General features: G+C 74.6%; 18 protein-coding genes and 1 riboswitch. Of the genes, 10 read left to right on the forward strand and 8 right to left on the reverse strand.

Going from position 1 to position 16,436, the window contains the following annotated elements:
* Both ACIG47_RS15265 and ACIG47_RS15270 read left to right on the forward strand, forming a co-directional pair.
* Window positions 1-693 (forward strand): HNH endonuclease (locus ACIG47_RS15265; RefSeq protein WP_397431794.1); only part of this gene is annotated, 693 nt, incomplete at its 5' end.
* A gap of 22 nt (window positions 694-715) precedes the next feature.
* Window positions 716-1,303, forward strand: a complete 588-nt coding sequence (locus tag ACIG47_RS15270; RefSeq protein ID WP_397431796.1) for an AAA family ATPase — start codon at window positions 716-718, stop codon at window positions 1,301-1,303.
* Between the two features lie 135 nt (window positions 1,304-1,438).
* On the opposite strand, the gene ACIG47_RS15275 is transcribed toward ACIG47_RS15270, so the two are convergent.
* The gene (locus ACIG47_RS15275) at window positions 1,439-2,398 is read right to left on the reverse strand and encodes a zinc-binding dehydrogenase (protein WP_397431798.1); all 960 of its coding nucleotides are present in this window, start codon (window positions 2,396-2,398) and stop codon (window positions 1,439-1,441) included.
* 75 nt (window positions 2,399-2,473) lie between these two features.
* Here ACIG47_RS15275 and ACIG47_RS15280 point away from each other — a divergent pair, with 75 nt between their 5' ends.
* Both ACIG47_RS15280 and ACIG47_RS15285 read left to right on the forward strand, forming a co-directional pair.
* Complete coding sequence (locus ACIG47_RS15280) at window positions 2,474-3,130, forward strand: TetR/AcrR family transcriptional regulator (protein ID WP_397431799.1); 657 nt, start codon at window positions 2,474-2,476, stop codon at window positions 3,128-3,130.
* Between the two features lie 57 nt (window positions 3,131-3,187).
* Entirely contained in the window at window positions 3,188-3,955 is a 768-nt protein-coding gene (locus tag ACIG47_RS15285; RefSeq protein WP_397431801.1) for a DUF899 family protein, read from the forward strand.
* Between the two features lie 7 nt (window positions 3,956-3,962).
* On the opposite strand, the gene ACIG47_RS15290 is transcribed toward ACIG47_RS15285, so the two are convergent.
* The gene (locus ACIG47_RS15290; protein WP_397431802.1) at window positions 3,963-5,123 is read right to left on the reverse strand and encodes an ROK family protein; all 1,161 of its coding nucleotides are present in this window, start codon (window positions 5,121-5,123) and stop codon (window positions 3,963-3,965) included.
* Window positions 5,124-5,166: 43 nt separating this feature from the next.
* Entirely contained in the window at window positions 5,167-6,375 is a 1,209-nt protein-coding gene (locus ACIG47_RS15295) for an MFS transporter (RefSeq protein WP_397431804.1), read from the reverse strand.
* A 59-nt stretch (window positions 6,376-6,434) separates the two neighbouring features.
* On the opposite strand from ACIG47_RS15295, the gene ACIG47_RS15300 reads away from it, so the two are divergent.
* The 3 genes from ACIG47_RS15300 to ACIG47_RS15310 are packed head-to-tail and all read left to right on the forward strand — an operon-like array spanning window position 6,435 to window position 8,761.
* Window positions 6,435-7,016: a sugar O-acetyltransferase gene (locus ACIG47_RS15300; RefSeq protein WP_397431805.1), complete on the forward strand. Its 582-nt coding sequence runs from the start codon at window positions 6,435-6,437 to the stop codon at window positions 7,014-7,016.
* A 17-nt stretch (window positions 7,017-7,033) separates the two neighbouring features.
* The gene (locus ACIG47_RS15305) at window positions 7,034-7,585 is read left to right on the forward strand and encodes a TetR/AcrR family transcriptional regulator (RefSeq protein ID WP_397410893.1); all 552 of its coding nucleotides are present in this window, start codon (window positions 7,034-7,036) and stop codon (window positions 7,583-7,585) included.
* A gap of 57 nt (window positions 7,586-7,642) precedes the next feature.
* Window positions 7,643-8,761, forward strand: coding sequence for an NAD(P)-binding domain-containing protein (locus tag ACIG47_RS15310; RefSeq protein ID WP_397431806.1), 1,119 nt, complete (start codon window positions 7,643-7,645; stop codon window positions 8,759-8,761).
* A gap of 183 nt (window positions 8,762-8,944) precedes the next feature.
* On the opposite strand, the gene ACIG47_RS15315 is transcribed toward ACIG47_RS15310, so the two are convergent.
* Entirely contained in the window at window positions 8,945-9,595 is a 651-nt protein-coding gene (locus tag ACIG47_RS15315) for a DUF1345 domain-containing protein (RefSeq protein ID WP_397431808.1), read from the reverse strand.
* 75 nt (window positions 9,596-9,670) lie between these two features.
* Window positions 9,671-9,734, forward strand: a riboswitch (guanidine-III (ykkC-III) riboswitch).
* Between the two features lie 11 nt (window positions 9,735-9,745).
* Here ACIG47_RS15315 and ACIG47_RS15320 point away from each other — a divergent pair.
* Window positions 9,746-10,060, forward strand: coding sequence for a DMT family transporter (locus ACIG47_RS15320; RefSeq protein ID WP_397410887.1), 315 nt, complete (start codon window positions 9,746-9,748; stop codon window positions 10,058-10,060).
* 40 nt (window positions 10,061-10,100) lie between these two features.
* A complete protein-coding gene (locus tag ACIG47_RS15325; RefSeq protein WP_397431810.1) occupies window positions 10,101-11,018 on the forward strand; it encodes an alpha/beta fold hydrolase in 918 nt (305 codons plus the stop codon).
* Here ACIG47_RS15325 and ACIG47_RS15330 read toward each other — a convergent pair.
* From ACIG47_RS15330 to ACIG47_RS15345, 4 genes are read right to left on the reverse strand one after another with little or no spacing between them, the layout of a single operon-like run.
* Window positions 11,000-11,875, reverse strand: a complete 876-nt coding sequence (locus ACIG47_RS15330) for a GntR family transcriptional regulator (RefSeq protein ID WP_397431811.1) — start codon at window positions 11,873-11,875, stop codon at window positions 11,000-11,002. The genes ACIG47_RS15325 and ACIG47_RS15330 overlap by 19 nt on opposite strands.
* Before the next feature lie 2 nt (window positions 11,876-11,877).
* The gene (pdxA, locus tag ACIG47_RS15335) at window positions 11,878-12,909 is read right to left on the reverse strand and encodes a 4-hydroxythreonine-4-phosphate dehydrogenase PdxA (protein ID WP_397431812.1); all 1,032 of its coding nucleotides are present in this window, start codon (window positions 12,907-12,909) and stop codon (window positions 11,878-11,880) included.
* Entirely contained in the window at window positions 12,906-14,123 is a 1,218-nt protein-coding gene (locus ACIG47_RS15340) for a four-carbon acid sugar kinase family protein (protein WP_397431813.1), read from the reverse strand. Before ACIG47_RS15340 ends, pdxA begins: the two co-directional genes overlap by 4 nt.
* Entirely contained in the window at window positions 14,120-15,115 is a 996-nt protein-coding gene (locus ACIG47_RS15345) for a 2-keto-3-deoxygluconate permease (RefSeq protein WP_397410877.1), read from the reverse strand. Before ACIG47_RS15345 ends, ACIG47_RS15340 begins: the two co-directional genes overlap by 4 nt.
* 167 nt (window positions 15,116-15,282) lie before the next feature.
* Here ACIG47_RS15345 and ACIG47_RS15350 point away from each other — a divergent pair, with 167 nt between their 5' ends.
* Window positions 15,283-16,434 (forward strand): VanZ family protein, encoded by a 1,152-nt coding sequence (locus ACIG47_RS15350; protein WP_397431814.1) that lies wholly within the window; start codon window positions 15,283-15,285, stop codon window positions 16,432-16,434.
* The last annotated feature ends 2 nt before the right edge of the window (window positions 16,435-16,436 follow it).

The following is a 16,436-nucleotide window of genomic DNA, read 5'->3' on the forward strand; positions in this document are numbered from 1 at the left end:
TGTGATGCGCCGATCCGGCACCTGGACCACATCACCCCCCACATTGAGGGTGGTGAGACGAGCCTGGACAACGGGCAAGGCCTGTGCGCGCGGTGTAACCATGCCAAGCAGGCACCCGGCTGGGTGCAGAAGACCACCCAGCACGACGGACGCCACGCCGTGGAGACCACCACCCCGACCGGACACACGCACCTCTCGGTGGCACCCATGCCACCAACACCCCTGCGCGCCGACCGGGCGGGCTCGGCCAGTACTGGGGCATTCACGGACGCGCCGGCCCCGGACAGTGTGCGGGATCGCGGCGGTCAGGGGCCGGTCCACGATCCGTCACCGACCGTCCTGACCGGCACGGCCGGCACAGCCGTCCCGGCGGTCCCGACCGCAGGTACCACCCCGGCCAACGCCCCCTCCACGGCGGGTGGCGGTGGCGCGCGCCCGGGCTGGACTCCCGCGGTCGGCATGACCGGCCCAGCACCCGGCCGCATCCCCCGCAGCCGCTACACGATCGGATGCCACACCACCCACCACCACGGCGCGATCGCCTACCGACCAAGCAAGCAACCCACCACCGGCAGCCGAACCAGCGCCGGCCGAACGAGAAGAGGATCGAAGAGCCCCAAGGGGCGGACAGCCTCTCGGGCCGATCTCTCCTGGGCACACGACCGGACCCTGTTCACCGCACAATCAGCTTGAGCCGTGCTGCCACGCTGGTGGCATGGCTCATCACGAGACCCTGCCGGGCTGCCTGCTGATCACCGGCACCCCCGGCGCGGGCAAGACGACCGTGTCCCGGCTCGTGGCCGAGCGGCTGCCGCGTGCCGCGCAGGTGGACGGCGACGTGTTCGGCCTGATGCTCATGAGTGGCCGGGCGAACATGCTCGACGAGCACGGCCGCTGGAATCCCGGGCCGGAGGGGCAGCGGCAGCTCCGCCTCCGGATGGTGAACCTGTGCTCTGTGGCGGACAACTTCGCCGCGGCAGGCTTCACTCCGGTCGCCGACTCCGTGGTCGAGACCCGGGAGGAGCTCGACTTCATCGCCGGACGCCTGCATGCCCGGCCGCTGATGCTGGTGGTGCTGTGCCCGCCGTTGGAGGTGGCTCGTCACCGGAACGCGACCCGCGCCGTAGAGACCCGTGTGGACTACGACGTCACGCCCCTGGCGCGCAACCAGCGTCGCGAGCTGGGCGGCCTGGGCTGGTGGCTGGACTCGGGTGACCAGACGCCCGAGGAGACCGCGGACCTGATCGTGGCGGAGGCGGCGCGGCGGGCTGTCGTGCACCGCGCGCCACCCTCACCCAGGTGAGCCAGCCACCAGCCCCCGCAGGGGCCGTTGGCTGATGGTGGGCACCTGGATCGTCCTCGGTGTGGTTCTCGTCGTCCTGCGGTAACCGTGGTGGTCGTGCCCCTGGCGGTGAACTGATCCGGACGGGCCCGCCCGTCACGGCACCAGCACCACTCTCCCGAACACCACCCCGTCGTCCATGAGCTGGTGCGCCGTCGAGGCCTGGTCCAGCGGCAGCACGTCGTGCACCACCGCGTGCAGGTCACCGCGGGCCGCCGCGGCGAGCTGCTCCGCCCGGACGGCGTTCCGGGCCGGCACCGGCACGGTGTCCAGGCTGAACGTCGCGAACGAGAGCGAGCGCCGGAACGAGCCGATCAGCCGCTCCCCGAAGTCGGCGGGTGGCATGCCGGCGATCGCACCGACCACGACCATCCGTCCGTTCGGTGCGAGCCGGTCGATGAACTCCGGGATGTCCGGGCCGCCGACGATGTCCACGATCACGTCGTAGGCGGCGGGGGAGTCCGGGCCCGCGCCGGACCGGTCGAGCACATGGGTGGCGCCGAACCCCCGCAGCCGCTCACCCCGATCGGCCGACGACGTCGTCACCGCCACCGCGCTCGCCCCGCCCTGGACGGCGAGCTCCACGGCCGCGACGCCGATGCTCCCGGCCGCACCCCGCACGAGCACCGACTCCCCGGGCGCGAGGTGTGCGTGCGCCAGCGCGAAGTGCGCCACCGGCCCCGAGCTCCCCAGCGTCACCGCGTCGACGGGCGAGAGGCCCGCGGGCAGCGGGGTCACGTCGTCCACCGCCGCCACCGCCTGCTCGGCGTAGCCGCCGCCCAGGCCGGTGAACGCCCAGACGCGGCGGCCCACCCAGGAGTCGTCGACCCCGGCGCCGACGGCCGTGACCGTGCCCGCCACCTCGCTGCCGGGGATCAGGCCGGGCTCGAAGCCCATGCTGCCGATCGTTCCCCGCCGGATGACGGCGTCGACACCGCCCACGCCGATCGCCTCGATCGTCACGGCCATCTGACCGGGTCCGGGGACGGGCTCCGGGGCCTCGCCGACCGCCATGCCGCTCGCGTCGCCGAACCGTTCGATCCGTACTGCTCGCATCGTTCACTCCTTGCTCGTTGCGCTACCGTGGCGACGCTAACGGACGCCTGCGTCCGGTTGGAGAAAGTGAGAGACATGGCTGAGACAGTGCCCCACAAGCTGCGTTCCGACGCTCAGGACAACCGCGACAGGATCCTGGCGGCCGCCCGGTCGCTGTACGCCGAGCACGGGCTCGAGGTGACCATGCGGCAGGTCGCCCGCCGCGCCGGCGTCGGGCCCGCCACCCTGTACCGCCGGTTCCCGGCACGGCAGGTGCTCCTGGAGGCGGTGTTCGCGGACGAGCTGCGAGCGTGCCGCAGCATCGTGGCCGAGGGCAGCGCCGACCCCGACCCGTGGCGCGGGCTGACCTCGGTGGTCGAGCGGATCAGCGTGCTGAACGTCGGGAACCAGGGGTTCGTCGACGCCTTCATGGGGGAGTACCCGCGGGCCGACGCGTTCACCGAGCACCGCACCGAGATGCTGGCGATGCTCGGGGGACTGGCGCGGCGAGCCCAGGCCTCCGGGCAGCTGCGTGCCGACTTCGTGCTCGACGACCTCGTGCTCGTCCTGCTGGCGGGCCGGGGGCTGGCCGCGACGCCGTCGGCCCGCACCGTCGTGGCGGCGCGCCGCTTCGCGGCCCTGGCCGTCGAGGCGTTCCGCGCGTCCGGGGCGAACGAGCCGCTGCCGCGCCCGGCGTCGCTGGCCGGACACCTGGCGCGTACCGGTGAGGACCTCCGGGTCGGGGGCCGATGAGTCCGGCACGGGCTCGTCGTCGGTCAGGGTGACGCAGGAACGAGACAGGAGCCCGACATGACCGAGAACCCCACCGTCACCAGGCCCGCCCGCCCGCGGGTCGTCGACCGGGCCGCGTGGCAGGCGGCGCGCGACGAGCTGCTGGAGCAGGAGAAGGCCCACACCCGCGCGGGCGACGCGCTCGCCGCCGCCCGCCGCCGGCTGCCGATGACCCAGGTCGACGGGACGGCCCGGGTGGTCGGGGCGGACGGCGCCGTGCCGTTCGTCGACCTGTTCCAGGGGCGCGACGAGCTCGTGGTCTACCAGCACATGTGGCACGACGGCGAGCCCGTCGCCGGTCAGTGCCCGGGCTGCACCGTCAACGCCTGGCACATCCAGCGGTCGGCCCCCTACCTGGCGGCGCGCGGTGTCTCGTTCGCGATGCTGACCGAGGGGCCCTGGGCGGAGGTCGCCCCGTTCCTCGAGTTCATGGGCTACACCGAGCCCTGGTACTCGGTCCGCGGCCTGGAGGCGCCGATCGGCGTCGACATGGGGCACATCGCGTGCTTCCTGCGCGACGGCGACCACGTGTACCTCACCTACCGGACCACGGGCCGTGGCAACGAGCCCGCCGCGGGCATCTTCGGGCTGCTCGACATGACGCCGTACGGCCGGGGCGAGGCCTGGGAGGACGTGCCGGACGGATGGCCGCAGGGCCGGGAGTCGTGCTGGTACTGGGCCGCCGACGCCGACGGCAACGCCACCTGGGGGCCGACCCGGCGCCCCGTGCCGCAGTGGGGCCGACCGGGCGCCACGCCGGTCGAGGCCTCGGAGCACCGGCACTGAGGGCCTGTCACGACCGCCCGAAGTGCGTCACGAAGTGCTCGACGGAGCACGCCGCCGCGCCGCGCGCCCAGTCCACGAACCGCAGCGGACGCAGCTCGATGCCCGACTTCGCCGCCGACCCGAAGGCGCGCTCCTCGAACGCCTGACGCACGTGGGGGTCCATGACGTCGTAGTCGCTGCCGAGGGCCTCGCCCGTGATGAGGATGTGCTGGGCGCCCAGCAGGTTCGCGATCGTGGCGATGCCGGTGCCGATGGCGCGGCCGGCGTCGGTGAGCACGCGGACGGCGTCGGGCTGGCCGGCGCGCGCGAGCTCCGCGACCTCGCCGACGCTCGCCGCGCGCAGCCCGGCGTCGGCCACGCGGGACAGGATGGCCGCGGATCCTGCGATCGCCTCGACGCACCCGCGGTTGCCGCAGTGGCACAGCGGACCCTCGGGGTCCACGAGCACGTGCCCCACCTCGCCGGCCACGCCGAAGCTGCCGTGCACCACCTGACCGTTGACCAGCAGCGCGCACCCGATGCCGGTGCCGACCGTGACGAGCGCGAGCGAGGACAGGCCCCGGCCCACGCCGTACCAGCGCTCACCCGTGAGCAGCGCGCGCACGTCGTTCTCCACCGTGGTGGTCAGCCCCGTGCGGCGGGCCACCTGCTCCCCGAGGGACACGTCGCGCCAGCCCAGGAACGGTGAGTAGGCCACGTGGCCCGTCGCGGCGTCGACGTCGCCCGAGACCGCCAGGCCGATGCCGCCCACCTCGGGCCGGCCCTCCCGCAGCCGCGTGGCGAGCTCCGCGACCTGGTCGACGACCGCCTCGGGGCGCAGGTCGGGGACGGGCACCGTGACCTCGGCCAGCACCTGGCAGCGCAGGTCGGCCACGACGCCGAACATCTGGTCGGCCGTGACCTTGACGCCGATCACCTGGTGCGCCCCCGCCCGCACCGTCACCATCGTGGCGGGCCGACCCAGGGCGCCCTCGCTGGACACCCGGTCGCCCGACTCGTCCAGCAGGCCCGCCTCCAGCAGCGGCCGCACGGCGCGGGTGATGGCACCCGGGGTCAGGCCGGTGTCACCGGCCAGGGCGGTGCGCGAGGCGTCTCCGGACATGACGAGCTGCTGGAAGACACGCGTCGCCGCCGGGCTCAGCGCCGGTGCCTGTGGTCTCGCTGGCATGACCCGACCCTAGCCCTCACCACCCACACCGGTGCGGCTGTCGTCAGCGGCGGGGCATCCGGCGAGCCAGGACCGGGGACAGGACCGCGACCAGCACACCCGCGACCGGCACCACGAGCAGGCCGGTGCGCAGCCCGACGGCGTCGGCGACCAGGCCGACCAGCGGCGGGGAGAGCAGGAAGCCGAGCCGCAGCAGCCAGGACACGATGGTCAGGCCGGTGCCGGGGCGCAGGCCGGGCAGCTCGTCGGCCTCGTGCATGGCGGCGGGGATGAGCGTCGCGCAGCCGAGACCCGCGGCGGCGAACCCCGCGATCGTGCCCGGCACCGTGGGCCAGGCCAGCGCCAGCCCCATGCCCAGCGCGATGACGACGCCGCCGGCGCAGGCGACGGTGCGCTGCCCGAACCGGTCGACGAGCCGGTCGCCCAGCAGCCGCCCCACGGTCTGGGCGCCCACCAGTGCCACGTACCCGGTGGCGGCCAGCGCTGCCGGGGCACCGAGCCCGGAGGAGAGGTAGAGGGTCGCCCAGGAGCTGCCCGCGTCCTCCACGAGGGCGCCGCCGATGCCGATGAGGACGAGCGCCGCGAGGATCGCCACGGTGCGCACGCTCAGGCCGACGCCGCGCGCACCGGCGCCCGCGGGACCGTGCGCGTCGTCGGCCGCGTCGTCGTCGGCGCCCCGCAGGCGGAACCGGAACGCCACGAGCGCCACCACGGCGAAGATCGCCAGCGAGATGCCGAGATGCACGTCCAGCGGCAGGCCGGCCGCGATGGCCGCGGCGGCCATGGACCCGCCCAGCACGGCGCCGATGGACCACACGGCGTGGAAGCCGTTGATGATCGACCGCCCGTACCGGCGCTGCACGCGCAGCCCGTGACTGTTCTGCGCGACGTCCGTGACCGAGTCCGACGCCCCGCCGAGGAACAGCGCGGCCACCAGGAGCGCGAACGTCGGCGAGAGCCCCGCCGCCAGCGTGCCCGTGCCCGTCAGGATGGTGCCGACCACGGCGACGCGCGCCGAGCCGAACCGGCGCACCATCCAGCCCGCCGCGAGACCCGAGGCGATCGCCCCGGCCGGGAAGGCGGCGACGGCCAGGCCGTAGGAGGCGTTGTCGAGGTCGAGCGCTGCCTTGATCTCCGGCAGACGGGGCACCAGGTTGGCGTACAGGGCGCCGTTGGTCAGGAACAGGGCGCCGACGGCGGCACGGGCGCGGCGGACGGCGAGCTCTGGACGGTCGCCCGGGGCAAGAGACATGCGCACGAGCGTACCCCGCGATGCGTACGATCGTACACATCGGTGGGTACGCTGTGCCCATGGCTCACGACTACTTCGCGGGCGACCCGCGGACCAACCACGAACGCATGGTCGCCGGGGACCTCTACATCGCCGACGACCCCGAGATCGAGCGCCGCGCCCGGCGCGCCGTGGCGCTCGCGGACGCCTACCACCGCGCCGTGGTGGCGGACGACGCCGGTGCCCGCGGCCTGCTCGCCGAGCTGCTCGGCACCCTGGGGGAGGAGGCCTTCGTGAAGCCGCCCCTGTTCGTGGACTACGGCGAGAACATCCACATCGGCCCGCGCACCTTCGCCAACTACAACCTGACCGCGCTGGACGTCGCGCCCATCACCATCGGCGCAGACTGCCAGATCGGCCCGGGAGTCCAGCTCCTGACGCCCACCCATCCGGTGGAGCCGGGCCCGCGCCGCGACAAGCTGGAGGCCGCGCTGCCGATCACGATCGGCGACAACGTCTGGCTCGGCGGCGGCGTCGTCGTGTGCCCCGGCGTGTCCATCGGGGACAACACCGTGGTGGGCGCGGGGGCGGTCGTGACGCGGGACCTGCCGGCGAACGTCGTCGCCGTGGGGAACCCGGCCCGCGTCGTCCGCGAGATCTGACCGGGCCCGGCCGCGAGATGACGGGACGACGGCACGACCCCGGCCGCAGGGACCACATCATCGACGCCTGCCTGGACCTGGTCGCGGAGGTGGGCGTCGCCGGCGTCTCGCACCGCAAGGTGGCGGCCGCGGCGGACGTGCCGCTCGGCTCGATGACCTACCACTTCACCGGCATGGACGAGCTGCTGCGCGAGGCGTTCGGCCGGTTCGCGCGGAGCGTCAGCGACGGGTTCGAGCAGCGGATGAGCGCTGCCACCGACCTGCCGAGCGCCCGGGCGGCCGTGGTCGCGATCATCACGCGGGACGTCTTCGGCACCCAGCGTGACCTCGTGCTGACCCACGAGCTCTACACGCTCGCGTCCCGCGAACCCGCCTACCGGGAGCTGACCAACGCGTGGATGGCACGCTCCCGGGCGGCCCTGGAACGGCACTTCGACCCGGTCACCGCGCGCATGCTCGACGCGCTGATCGAGGGCCTGACGATCCACCGTGCCCTGGACACCGAGGCGCCCCGCCCGGACACGGTGACGGAGGCGGTGCGCCGCATCACCACGCCGGCGCCCGCCTGATCGGTCACATCGGGTGGCTCGCCGGAACATCTGCCCGGGAGCGGTGTTGGGGCTGGTGTGGGCGAGACGAGACGGGTGACCGTGGTGGTGGTCGGGGGCGGGCAGGCCGGGCTGTCGGCGGCGTACCACCTGCAGCGCCGGGGCTTCGCGAGCGTGCTGGACCAGCCGGACGGCGAGCGCACGTACGTGGTCCTGGACGCCAACCCGGCACCGGGCGGTGCGTGGCAGCACCGCTGGGAGTCGCTGCGGATGGCGACCGTCAACGGCATCTTCGACCTGCCCGGGCTGGCCCAGCCCGCCGTGGACAGCAGCGAGGCCAGCCGGGACGCCGTCCCGCGCTACTTCGCCGGCTACGAGCGGGCGTTCGACCTGCCGGTCCTGCGGCCGGTCCAGGTCGTGGCGGTGCACCGGGCGGACGACGACCCCGACGGCGACCTGGTGGTGACGACCGACCGCGGGTCCTGGACCACGCGGTTCGTCATCAACGCGACCGGCACGTGGACCAACCCGGTGCTGCCGCGCTACCCGGGGCAGGACACGTTCGTCGGGCGCCAGCTCCACACCCGCGACTACGTGCGGGCCGAGGACTTCGCGGGGCAGCGGGTGGCCGTGGTGGGGGGCGGGATCTCGGCGATCCAGCTCCTGGAGGAGATCTCCCGCGTGGCCACCACGCGCTGGTACACCCGGCGGGAGCCGGTGTTCCGGGACGGTGAGTTCACCCCCGAGACGGTGGGCCGCGAGACGATCGCCAAGGTCATGGCCGACGTCGCCGCGGGCCGGCCCACCGGCAGCGTCGTGTCGTACACGGGGTTGATCTGGACGCCGTACGCGGTGGCCGCCAAGGCGCGCGGGGCCCTGGAGCGCCGCCCCATGTTCACGGCGATCGAGCCGATGGGCGTGCGGGAGGCGGACGGTTCGTTCACGCCCGTCGACACCATCCTGTGGGCCACCGGGTTCAAGGCCGACCTGACGCACCTGGACCCGCTCGGGCTGCGGGGCGAGCTGGGCGGCATCGCCCTGGAGGGCACGCAGGTGGCGGCCGAGCCACGGGTCCACCTCATCGGCTTCGGGCCGTCGCAGTCCACCGTCGGCGCCAACCGGGCGGGACGCGACGCGGTGTCGGCGGTGGTGCGCCGGCTCGGGGCGCCGGTGGGCAGCCGGAGCGTGGGTGGGTGATCGTAGGCTCCCGGCCGTGGCCGATGAGCGCGGCTCCGGGGAGCGCTGCGGCCGACGGAGGGTCCGGGGCAACAGAGGTAGGCGCAGGTGTGTTGCGCAGCGTAGACAACGTCTACCGTCGGCAACACAGCTGGGCGGGGCACCTTCCCGGGACACCGTTCGGAGCCGCCCGCCCGGCCGTGCTCAGGCGTTCGCCAGACCCGCGACGAGGTTGATCAGCAGCGCCACCACCACGGTGCCGAACAAGTAGGCCAGCAGCGCGTGCACCTGGGCGATGCGGCGCATCCCCGACGAGGCCAGGTCGGTGTCCGAGACCGCGAAGCTCATCCCGACGGTGACCGCCAGGTAGGTGAAGTCGGTGTACCGGGGCGGCTCGCTCTGGTGGAAGTCGATGCCGCCCGCGGGCTCGGAGTAGTAGGCGCGGGCGTAGTGCAGCGCGAAGACGGTGTGCACGCAGGCCCACGAGACCACGACGGCGGCCAGCACGGCGCCCATGGTGACGGTGCCCTCGCCGAGCCCGCCGCCCACGAGCGCCACCGCCACGCCGCCCAGGCTCGCGACGGCGGCAAGCAGCACGATCAGGTTCGCGATGGTCCGGGTCGGCTCCTCGCGCACGGCGTGCTCGCTGGTCGCGGCGGGGTCCATCGGCACGATCACCAGCACGGTCCAGCCCACGAACACGAGGCCCGCCCCGGCCCAGCCGCCGAGCACGGCGGCGACCGCGGAGTCCCACGCGAGCAGCCCGCCGAGCAGCACGCCCACCAGGAGGGCGACACCGATCCGCAGCCCGTGCGGGCCGTCCAGCACCTGGCTCACCTGCCGTGTCGCCGTCATGCGGACAGTCAACCAGCAGCCCCCGTGGTGAGCAGCGCCACCACCCGCACCGGCACCGGGTGTGCGAACATGGCGGCAGAGCCCCAGAGGGTTCCCGGACGAGGGTTGCCGTACCCGGTGTGCGACAAGACGGCATCGAAGGAGCACACCATGTCCTGGATCGTCCTCGTCGTCTCCGGTCTCCTCGAGGCCGTCTGGGCCACCGCGCTGAGCCGCTCCGAAGGGTTCAGCCACGTCGGCCCCACCATCGTCTTCGGCCTCGCGCTCGTCGCGAGCATGGGCGGGCTCGCGTTCGCGCTGCGGGAGCTGCCGGTGGGCACCGCGTACGCCGTCTGGGTGGGCATCGGCGCGGCCACCACCGTCGTCTGGGCGATGGTCACCGGCGCCGAACCCGTCTCCGTGGTCCGGGTGCTGCTCATCGCCGGGCTCATCGGCTGCGTCATCGGGCTCAAGCTGACGCACTGACCGCGGGCGGTCCGTCTCGGCGGGCGCGACAATGGCTGAGGTGACCGACCTCGACACCTGGACACCGACGACCTTCGCCCGCAACGGCGAGGTCGAGCTCGCCTACGACCGGTTCGGGCAGGGCGGCGACGTGCCCCTCCTGCTCATGATGGGCCTGGCCATCTCCCGGTTCTGGTGGCCGGACGGGCTCTGCCGGGCGTTCGCCGACCAGGGGTTCGACGTGGTCCGCTACGACCAGCGGGACGCGGGGGAGTCCACCCGGTTCGGCACCCCCCGCCGGAGGGGCCCGTGGAGCGGGCTGTTCGCCGGCGAGCCCGCGCCGTACACCGCGGAGGACGTCGTGGACGACGCCGCCGCCGTGCTCGACGCCGTCGGCATGGACCGGGCGGTCGTGCTCGGGCACTCGCTGGGCGGCATCGCGGCGCAGCGGTTGGCGCTGCGTCATCCCGGGCGGGTCCTCGCCCTGGTGTCGTGCGACGCCCCGCCCAGCGACGCCGAGGGGTACGCCGCGCTGCGGTACGTGCGTCCCGGGCTGCTCGCCCGGATGGTGACCCGGCGGTTCCCGCCGGGGCGGGAGGGCGACGTCGCCGCGTCGCTCGCGGTGGCGAAGAGCATGGCCTCACCCGCCAACCCGTGCGACGAGACCGCGGCCCGGGACCGGATCGAGCGGGGTCTGGAGCGGGGCCCGCGGGACACGCGCGCGCTGGGTCGCCAGCTCCGGGCGCGGTGGCGCGGGCCTGCGCTGCGTGACGTCGCCGTGCCGACGCTCGTGCTGCACGGCGAGGACGACCCGCTGATCCGGACGTCCGCCGCACGTGCCGTGGCGCGGGCGGTCCCGGGCGCCAAGCTGGTGCTGCTCGACGGGATCGGGCACGACCTGCCGCCCGCGTGCTGGACGACGGTGGCCCAGGAGACCCGGAGGCTCGTGGAGCCGCGCGGTCAGTCCCGCGTCGCCTGATCGTCGAGCGCCAGCTCCCGCGCGAGGTCCAGCATCTCGCGACCCAGGGCGTCGAGCCGGGCGCGGAGGTCCGGCGTGCCGCCCGCCGGCGCGGGCCGGCCGGCCGGGGCGGGCAGGGTGCCGGGCCCCGGGATGTCGGGCTCGCTGATCACCGCGATGTCGAACACCACCCGGTCGGCCCGGTGCCAGGTGCGGAACACCTCGACGGCCCGGGCGGACCCGTCGGTGCTGGTCCCCTCCAGGAGGAGCACCGGCGCGCCGACCGGGACCCGGAGGGCCTCGGCGGTGTCGGTGTCGGCCCCGACGGCGCGAACCTGGCGCTGCCCGGCCACGACGCGCGTGCCGAACCGGCGCTGGATGGTCGCGTGCAGGGAGGCGTCGGTCAGCTCCTCGGCGCTCAGGTCCCCGAACTCGGCGGGCAGCCAGGTCTCGATGACGGCCAGCGGCTCGCCGTCGGTGCTGCGCAGGCGGCGCATCCGCAGCACGGTGGGAGAGCCGAGCACGCCGGTGGCCTCGGAGGCCGGCTCGGGGCCGAGCTCCAGGACCTGGGTGCTGACGTGCACCCCGCCGTCCTCCACCTGGGTGGAGAGACCCGGGACGCGCTGCACCAGGCGGTGCAGCTCCCCGCGCTCCCGGACGGTGGTGCCGCGCCCGCGGCGGCGCTCCACCAGCCCCTCCTGCTCCAGCGAGGCCAGCGCCTGGCGCACCACGGAGCGCGAGACGCCGTAGCGTTCCTGGAGCTCGGCCTCGGTGGGCACGTGGGCGCCGGGTGCGAGCGCGCGGCCCAGGATCTGGGCGCGCAGCTCGCCCGCGAGCCGCCGGTGCAGGGGCGTGCCGTCGGGGCCGGGGAGGGTCATGGTCAGCTCGCGCTCTTCTGCGCCGTCTGCCAGACGTGGTCCCAGCCGGGCGCGAGCTCGGCGGCCCGCTCGATCGCCAGCACGAGGCTGGCCTCGCGGGCGATGCCCTGGCCGGCGATGTCGAACGCCGTGCCGTGGTCCACCGAGACGCGCACGACGGGCAGGCCCACGGTGATGTTCACGCCGTCGTCGCCGTACACGGCCTTGAACGGGGCGTGGCCCTGGTCGTGGTAGCAGGCGACCACCATGTTCCACTTCCCCTTGACGGCGGCGGGGATGAGCGCGTCGGCCGGGAGCGGGCCGTGGGCGTTGATGCCCCGGGCCCGGGCGGCCTCGACCGCGGGCGCCAGCACGTCGGCGTCCTCGTCGCCGAACAGCCGGTTCTCGCCGGCGTGCGGGTTCAGGCCGGCCAGCCCGATGGGCTCGTCCGGGCGGCCCAGGGCGGCGGTGAACGCGCCGGCCAGGTCGAGCACGTCGCGGGTGCGCTCGGGCGTCACGTCGTCGATCGCCTGCCGCAGCGACACGTGCGTGGTCAGGTGGAAGAAGTAGAGGTCGCCCGCGGAGAGCACGAGGCTGAAGTTCTTGACGCCGAACTCGTGCGCGAGCAGCTCGGTGTGTCCGGGCCACTTGTGCCCACCGGCGTGCATCGCGGCCTTGTTCAGCGGCGGGGTGACGATGCCGTCGACCAGGCCCTCGCGGGCCAGGCGGCACGCCTCGACGACGAACCGGTAGGCGCCGTCGCCGGCCGCGGGGCTGAGCTCCCCGAGGGGCACGTCGCCGAGCGACGGGCCGGTCTGGAGCAGCTCGATGGTGCCCGGCGCGTTGGTGGCCTCGGCCGGGGTGGCGATGACGTGCACCGCGGCCGGGTCGCCGCCGATGGCCGAGACGGCACGGCGCATCGCGTCGGCGTCGCCCACGACCACCGGGACGCAGCGCGCCCGCAGGTCGTCGTGGCCGAGCAGGGCCTTGGCGGTGATCTCCGGGCCGATGCCGGCGACGTCGCCCAGGGTGACGGCGAGGGTGGGGATGCTCAAGGGTTTACCTCCTGGTGGGAAGAGTACGATCTCAGGTTCTCGAGGACGTCGACGACGGTCCGGGCGGTGCCGAAACCACCGGCCTTGGTCACGACCGCGGTGCCGTCGAGGGGTCCGCCCTCGATGTGCCCGAGCGGTACGCCCTCGGCCACCGAGCCGACGACCCGCACGCTGCGGGCACCGAGCCGGGCGAGGACGGCGCGGGCTCCGTCGCCGCCCATGAGGACGAGGGCGTCGGGGCGGGAGCTGGTCGCGACGGCGGCGGTGAGCTCGGCCAGGGCGTGCGCCGCCCGGGCGGCGTGCTCGCGGCCGGTGCCGGTGGGTTCCGGGGTCCGGACCAGGACCGTGCGGGGCTGGCCGACCCCGGGCGCCGCCGTGCGCGGGTCGGCGTCCGCGGTGTGCACCTGCGTGCCCGGTTCGGCGCGGACCAGCTCGTCCGCCTGCCGCAGGGACACCTCGTGCAGCGAGCTGAGCACCACCAGCACCCGCTCGGCGCCGGTCCGGGGCGGTTCGGGTGCCGCGGTGCCGTCGCCCCAGCGCGGGGCGAGCGCCGCCGCGAGGCCCGCCGAGCCGACGGGCACCGCCAGCGGCCCGAGCAGCGCGACCGCCTCGGCCAGCGCGCCCAGGTCCGCGTCCTCGGTGGCGTCCACGACCACGGTGCCCCCGTCCCGGCCGGCGTCGGCCAGGCGGACGGCGAGGTCCTTCGCGTCGCCGTCGGACGGCACCCGGACGGCACCGGGCAGGAGCCTGGTCAGGTCGCTCTCGCGGACCGGCGTGACCGGGTCGCGCCCGGCCGCCGTCCCGGCGACGGGCGTGCCGTCCACGAGCAGCACGCCCTCACGCACGGTGCGTCCCAGCGCGGGATAGCTCGGGCAGACGACGGCGAACGCCGCCGGGTGCTGGGCGCGCCACGCGGTCAGCGCGCCGGCGACCTGCCCGGTCACGCTGCCGCGCATCGTCGAGTCGATCTTCACGTAGAGCCGGCCGGCCCCGGCGGACACCAGCCCGCGCACGGCACCGGCGGTCGCGCGGGCGGCGGCGTCGTCGTCGAGGGGGCGGGCGTCGGTGACGACGGCGACCGCCGTCCGCTCGCCCGCGGGCGGCCGGGTGCCCAGCACGAGGTGGCTGCGCCACCCGGCGCGGGCGAACTGCACCACGCAGTCGCCCGCTCCGGTGAGGTCGTCAGCGACGACCCCGACGGTGTCCTGGCTCATGCGGTGCCCCGCCCCTCGCCGTGCCCGTCGCCGGCCGGGACCGCCACGGGCTCGGCGTCGTCCGCCGGGGCGAGGCCGCCCTGGCGCTTGAGCACGATGGTGGCCAGGAGCGGGGCGAGGATCGCGCTGACCAGGACGGCCGAGGCGACCTGCGCCGTGGCGACCGCCACGTACGGCTCGAACGACGGGTCCACGCCACCGATGATCGCGGGCGTGGCGACGGCGTTGCCGGCCGTGGTCGCGGAGGCGATGGCGATGCCGGACCGCACCCCGCGCCGCAGGATGAACCGGTAGCCCGCGTAGGTCAGGGCGGCGGTCAGCAGCACCGCGAAGACGCCCACGAGGATGCCGCTCGCACCGCCGGTCACCACGTCGCGCAGGTCGATCCCGGTGCCCAGGGCGAACGCGAAGAACGGGATCACGATGTTCGGCACCGGCCGCATGATCTCGGTCCAGCGCGGGTCGAGGTTGCCGACCACGAAGCCGAGCAGCAGCGGGATGATCGCGGCGAGGAACGCCGTCAGGGGGATGTCCGCCAGGCCGGAGGCACCGAGGAACAGCATCGAGATGAACGGGCCGTCGTTCAGGGCCGAGGCCATGTAGGCGCCGCGGTCCCGCTCGTCACCGTACTTGCCGGTGAACGCGAGCCAGAGGCCGCCGTTGCTGTTGTCGACCGTGGCCATGAGCGCCAGGATCGACACCCCGAGGAAGCCCTCGATCCCGAAGAAGTGACCGGCGAGCGCCACCAGCGCCGCCGGGATCAGGGACTTGGTCAGCAGCAGCGTGCCCGTCGCGGCCAGCACGGGGCCCGACGTGCGGGCCGTGATCTGCATGCCCGTGGCGAAGATGAGCACCGCGATGAGCGGCAGCGCCGAGTCCTTGAACAGGGCGGTCGTGAAGGAGCCGAGCTCCAGGAAGCCCGGGAAGAAGGTGCCCACGACCGAGCCGAGCACGAGCGGCACGAGCATCAGCCCGCCCGGGATCCTGTTCATCCAGTCGTAGAGGGGGACGGGTGACTTCGGTGAGTGCCCGGCATCCATGGCGAACCTCTCGTTCGTACGCCGCCCGCGATGGCGGCGTAATTGTTAGGACAAGAAAGTACGGACGAAGTTACGCCACTGCGCGAGCGCGAGCAAGTCCCGGCCCGTAGCGTGACCGGGTGACCGACGTGTGGACCTGGCCGGCCCGAGTGGGCGTACTCCTCGGGACCGGCCTCTTCGTCGCCCTCCTCGTGCCGATCCTCGTGGTCCAGGTACGGCGGTACGGGGCCATCAACCTGGTCCGGCTCGTCGGCGCCGCGGCGCTCGCGGTCTACGGCACCGCGCTGCTGGCCTACACCCTGCTCCCCCTGCCCAGCGGCGACCTGGCCGCATGGTGCGCCCAGTACGGGTACGACGGCGCCCAGCTCCGCCCGCTCCAGATCGTCGCCGACGTCCGCGAGCGCACGGCCGGCATGTCCCTCGGTGCGGCGGTCCGGGACATCTCGGTGCTGCAGGGCGTCCTCAACGTCGTCCTGTTCGTGCCCTGGGGCGTCCTGGTGCGCCGCTACCTGGGCTGGGGACTGCTCGCCTCGGCGGCGTCCGCGCTGGCGGCGTCCCTGCTCATCGAGACGGTGCAGTACACCGGCATCTTCGGCGTCGTCCCCTGCTCCTACCGCCTGGCCGACGTCGACGACCTGCTCACCAACACCCTCGGCGGCGTGCTCGGGGCGCTCGTGGCGCCCTGGGTGCTGCGCTGGATGCCCGGGGCGCGCGCCCTGGCCGCCACCCGCGGCGAACCGCGACCCGTGACGGTCTGGCGGCGCTGGCTCGGCATGCTGGTCGACGCCGCCGCGTACAGCGTGCTGGGCGGCGTCCTGGCCATGGGCTGGGGCCTGGCGTCCTACCTCACGGTGGGCACCGTCCCGGCGGACACGCCCCTGCTGTGGCTGGGCACCAGCGTGCTGGCCTGGGTGCTCGTCTTCGGCCTGCCGCTGGTCACCGGCGGGGGCGAGTCGCTGGGCCAGCGCACCGTCTGGCTCGCCGTCGTCCCACCTGGGCCCGACGGCGCCGCGCGGCTCGGGGCCGGGGCCCGCCTGCGGCGCGGGCTCGCCGGGGGAGCGCTCTGGGGCCTGCTGCAGACCCTCGCCGACGCCGCCACGATGCTCGACGTCAGCGGGCTCACCTGGGCGGACGGCCTCAGCTCGCTGGTCGCCACGGTGCTGGTGGTCGCGGTCCCGTTCAGTGCCGGACGGCGCGGGCTCTCCGGGCGGGCGGCGCCCTACCGGCTCGTGGACGCACGGTCCCCGGAACCGGCCGTCACGGCCCGCTGAGC

The sequence above is a fragment of the Promicromonospora sp. NPDC052451 genome (assembly GCF_044547525.1).
GTDB lineage: Bacteria > Actinomycetota > Actinomycetes > Actinomycetales > Cellulomonadaceae > Promicromonospora.

What these genes read in the sequence shown, in the direction of transcription:
- ACIG47_RS15270 (WP_397431796.1), top strand. Translation starts at nt 716, where the DNA reads ATGGCTCATCACGAGACCCTGCCGGGCTGCCTGCTGATCACCGGCACC.
- ACIG47_RS15275 (WP_397431798.1), bottom strand. Translation starts at nt 2,398, where the DNA reads ATGCGAGCAGTACGGATCGAACGGTTCGGCGACGCGAGCGGCATGGCG.
- ACIG47_RS15280 (WP_397431799.1), top strand. Translation starts at nt 2,474, where the DNA reads ATGGCTGAGACAGTGCCCCACAAGCTGCGTTCCGACGCTCAGGACAAC.
- ACIG47_RS15285 (WP_397431801.1), top strand. Translation starts at nt 3,188, where the DNA reads ATGACCGAGAACCCCACCGTCACCAGGCCCGCCCGCCCGCGGGTCGTC.
- ACIG47_RS15290 (WP_397431802.1), bottom strand. Translation starts at nt 5,123, where the DNA reads ATGCCAGCGAGACCACAGGCACCGGCGCTGAGCCCGGCGGCGACGCGT.
- ACIG47_RS15295 (WP_397431804.1), bottom strand. Translation starts at nt 6,375, where the DNA reads ATGTCTCTTGCCCCGGGCGACCGTCCAGAGCTCGCCGTCCGCCGCGCC.
- ACIG47_RS15300 (WP_397431805.1), top strand. Translation starts at nt 6,435, where the DNA reads ATGGCTCACGACTACTTCGCGGGCGACCCGCGGACCAACCACGAACGC.
- ACIG47_RS15305 (WP_397410893.1), top strand. Translation starts at nt 7,034, where the DNA reads ATGACGGGACGACGGCACGACCCCGGCCGCAGGGACCACATCATCGAC.
- ACIG47_RS15315 (WP_397431808.1), bottom strand. Translation starts at nt 9,595, where the DNA reads ATGACGGCGACACGGCAGGTGAGCCAGGTGCTGGACGGCCCGCACGGG.
- ACIG47_RS15320 (WP_397410887.1), top strand. Translation starts at nt 9,746, where the DNA reads ATGTCCTGGATCGTCCTCGTCGTCTCCGGTCTCCTCGAGGCCGTCTGG.
- ACIG47_RS15330 (WP_397431811.1), bottom strand. Translation starts at nt 11,875, where the DNA reads ATGACCCTCCCCGGCCCCGACGGCACGCCCCTGCACCGGCGGCTCGCG.
- ACIG47_RS15340 (WP_397431813.1), bottom strand. Translation starts at nt 14,123, where the DNA reads ATGAGCCAGGACACCGTCGGGGTCGTCGCTGACGACCTCACCGGAGCG.
- ACIG47_RS15345 (WP_397410877.1), bottom strand. Translation starts at nt 15,115, where the DNA reads ATGAACAGGATCCCGGGCGGGCTGATGCTCGTGCCGCTCGTGCTCGGC.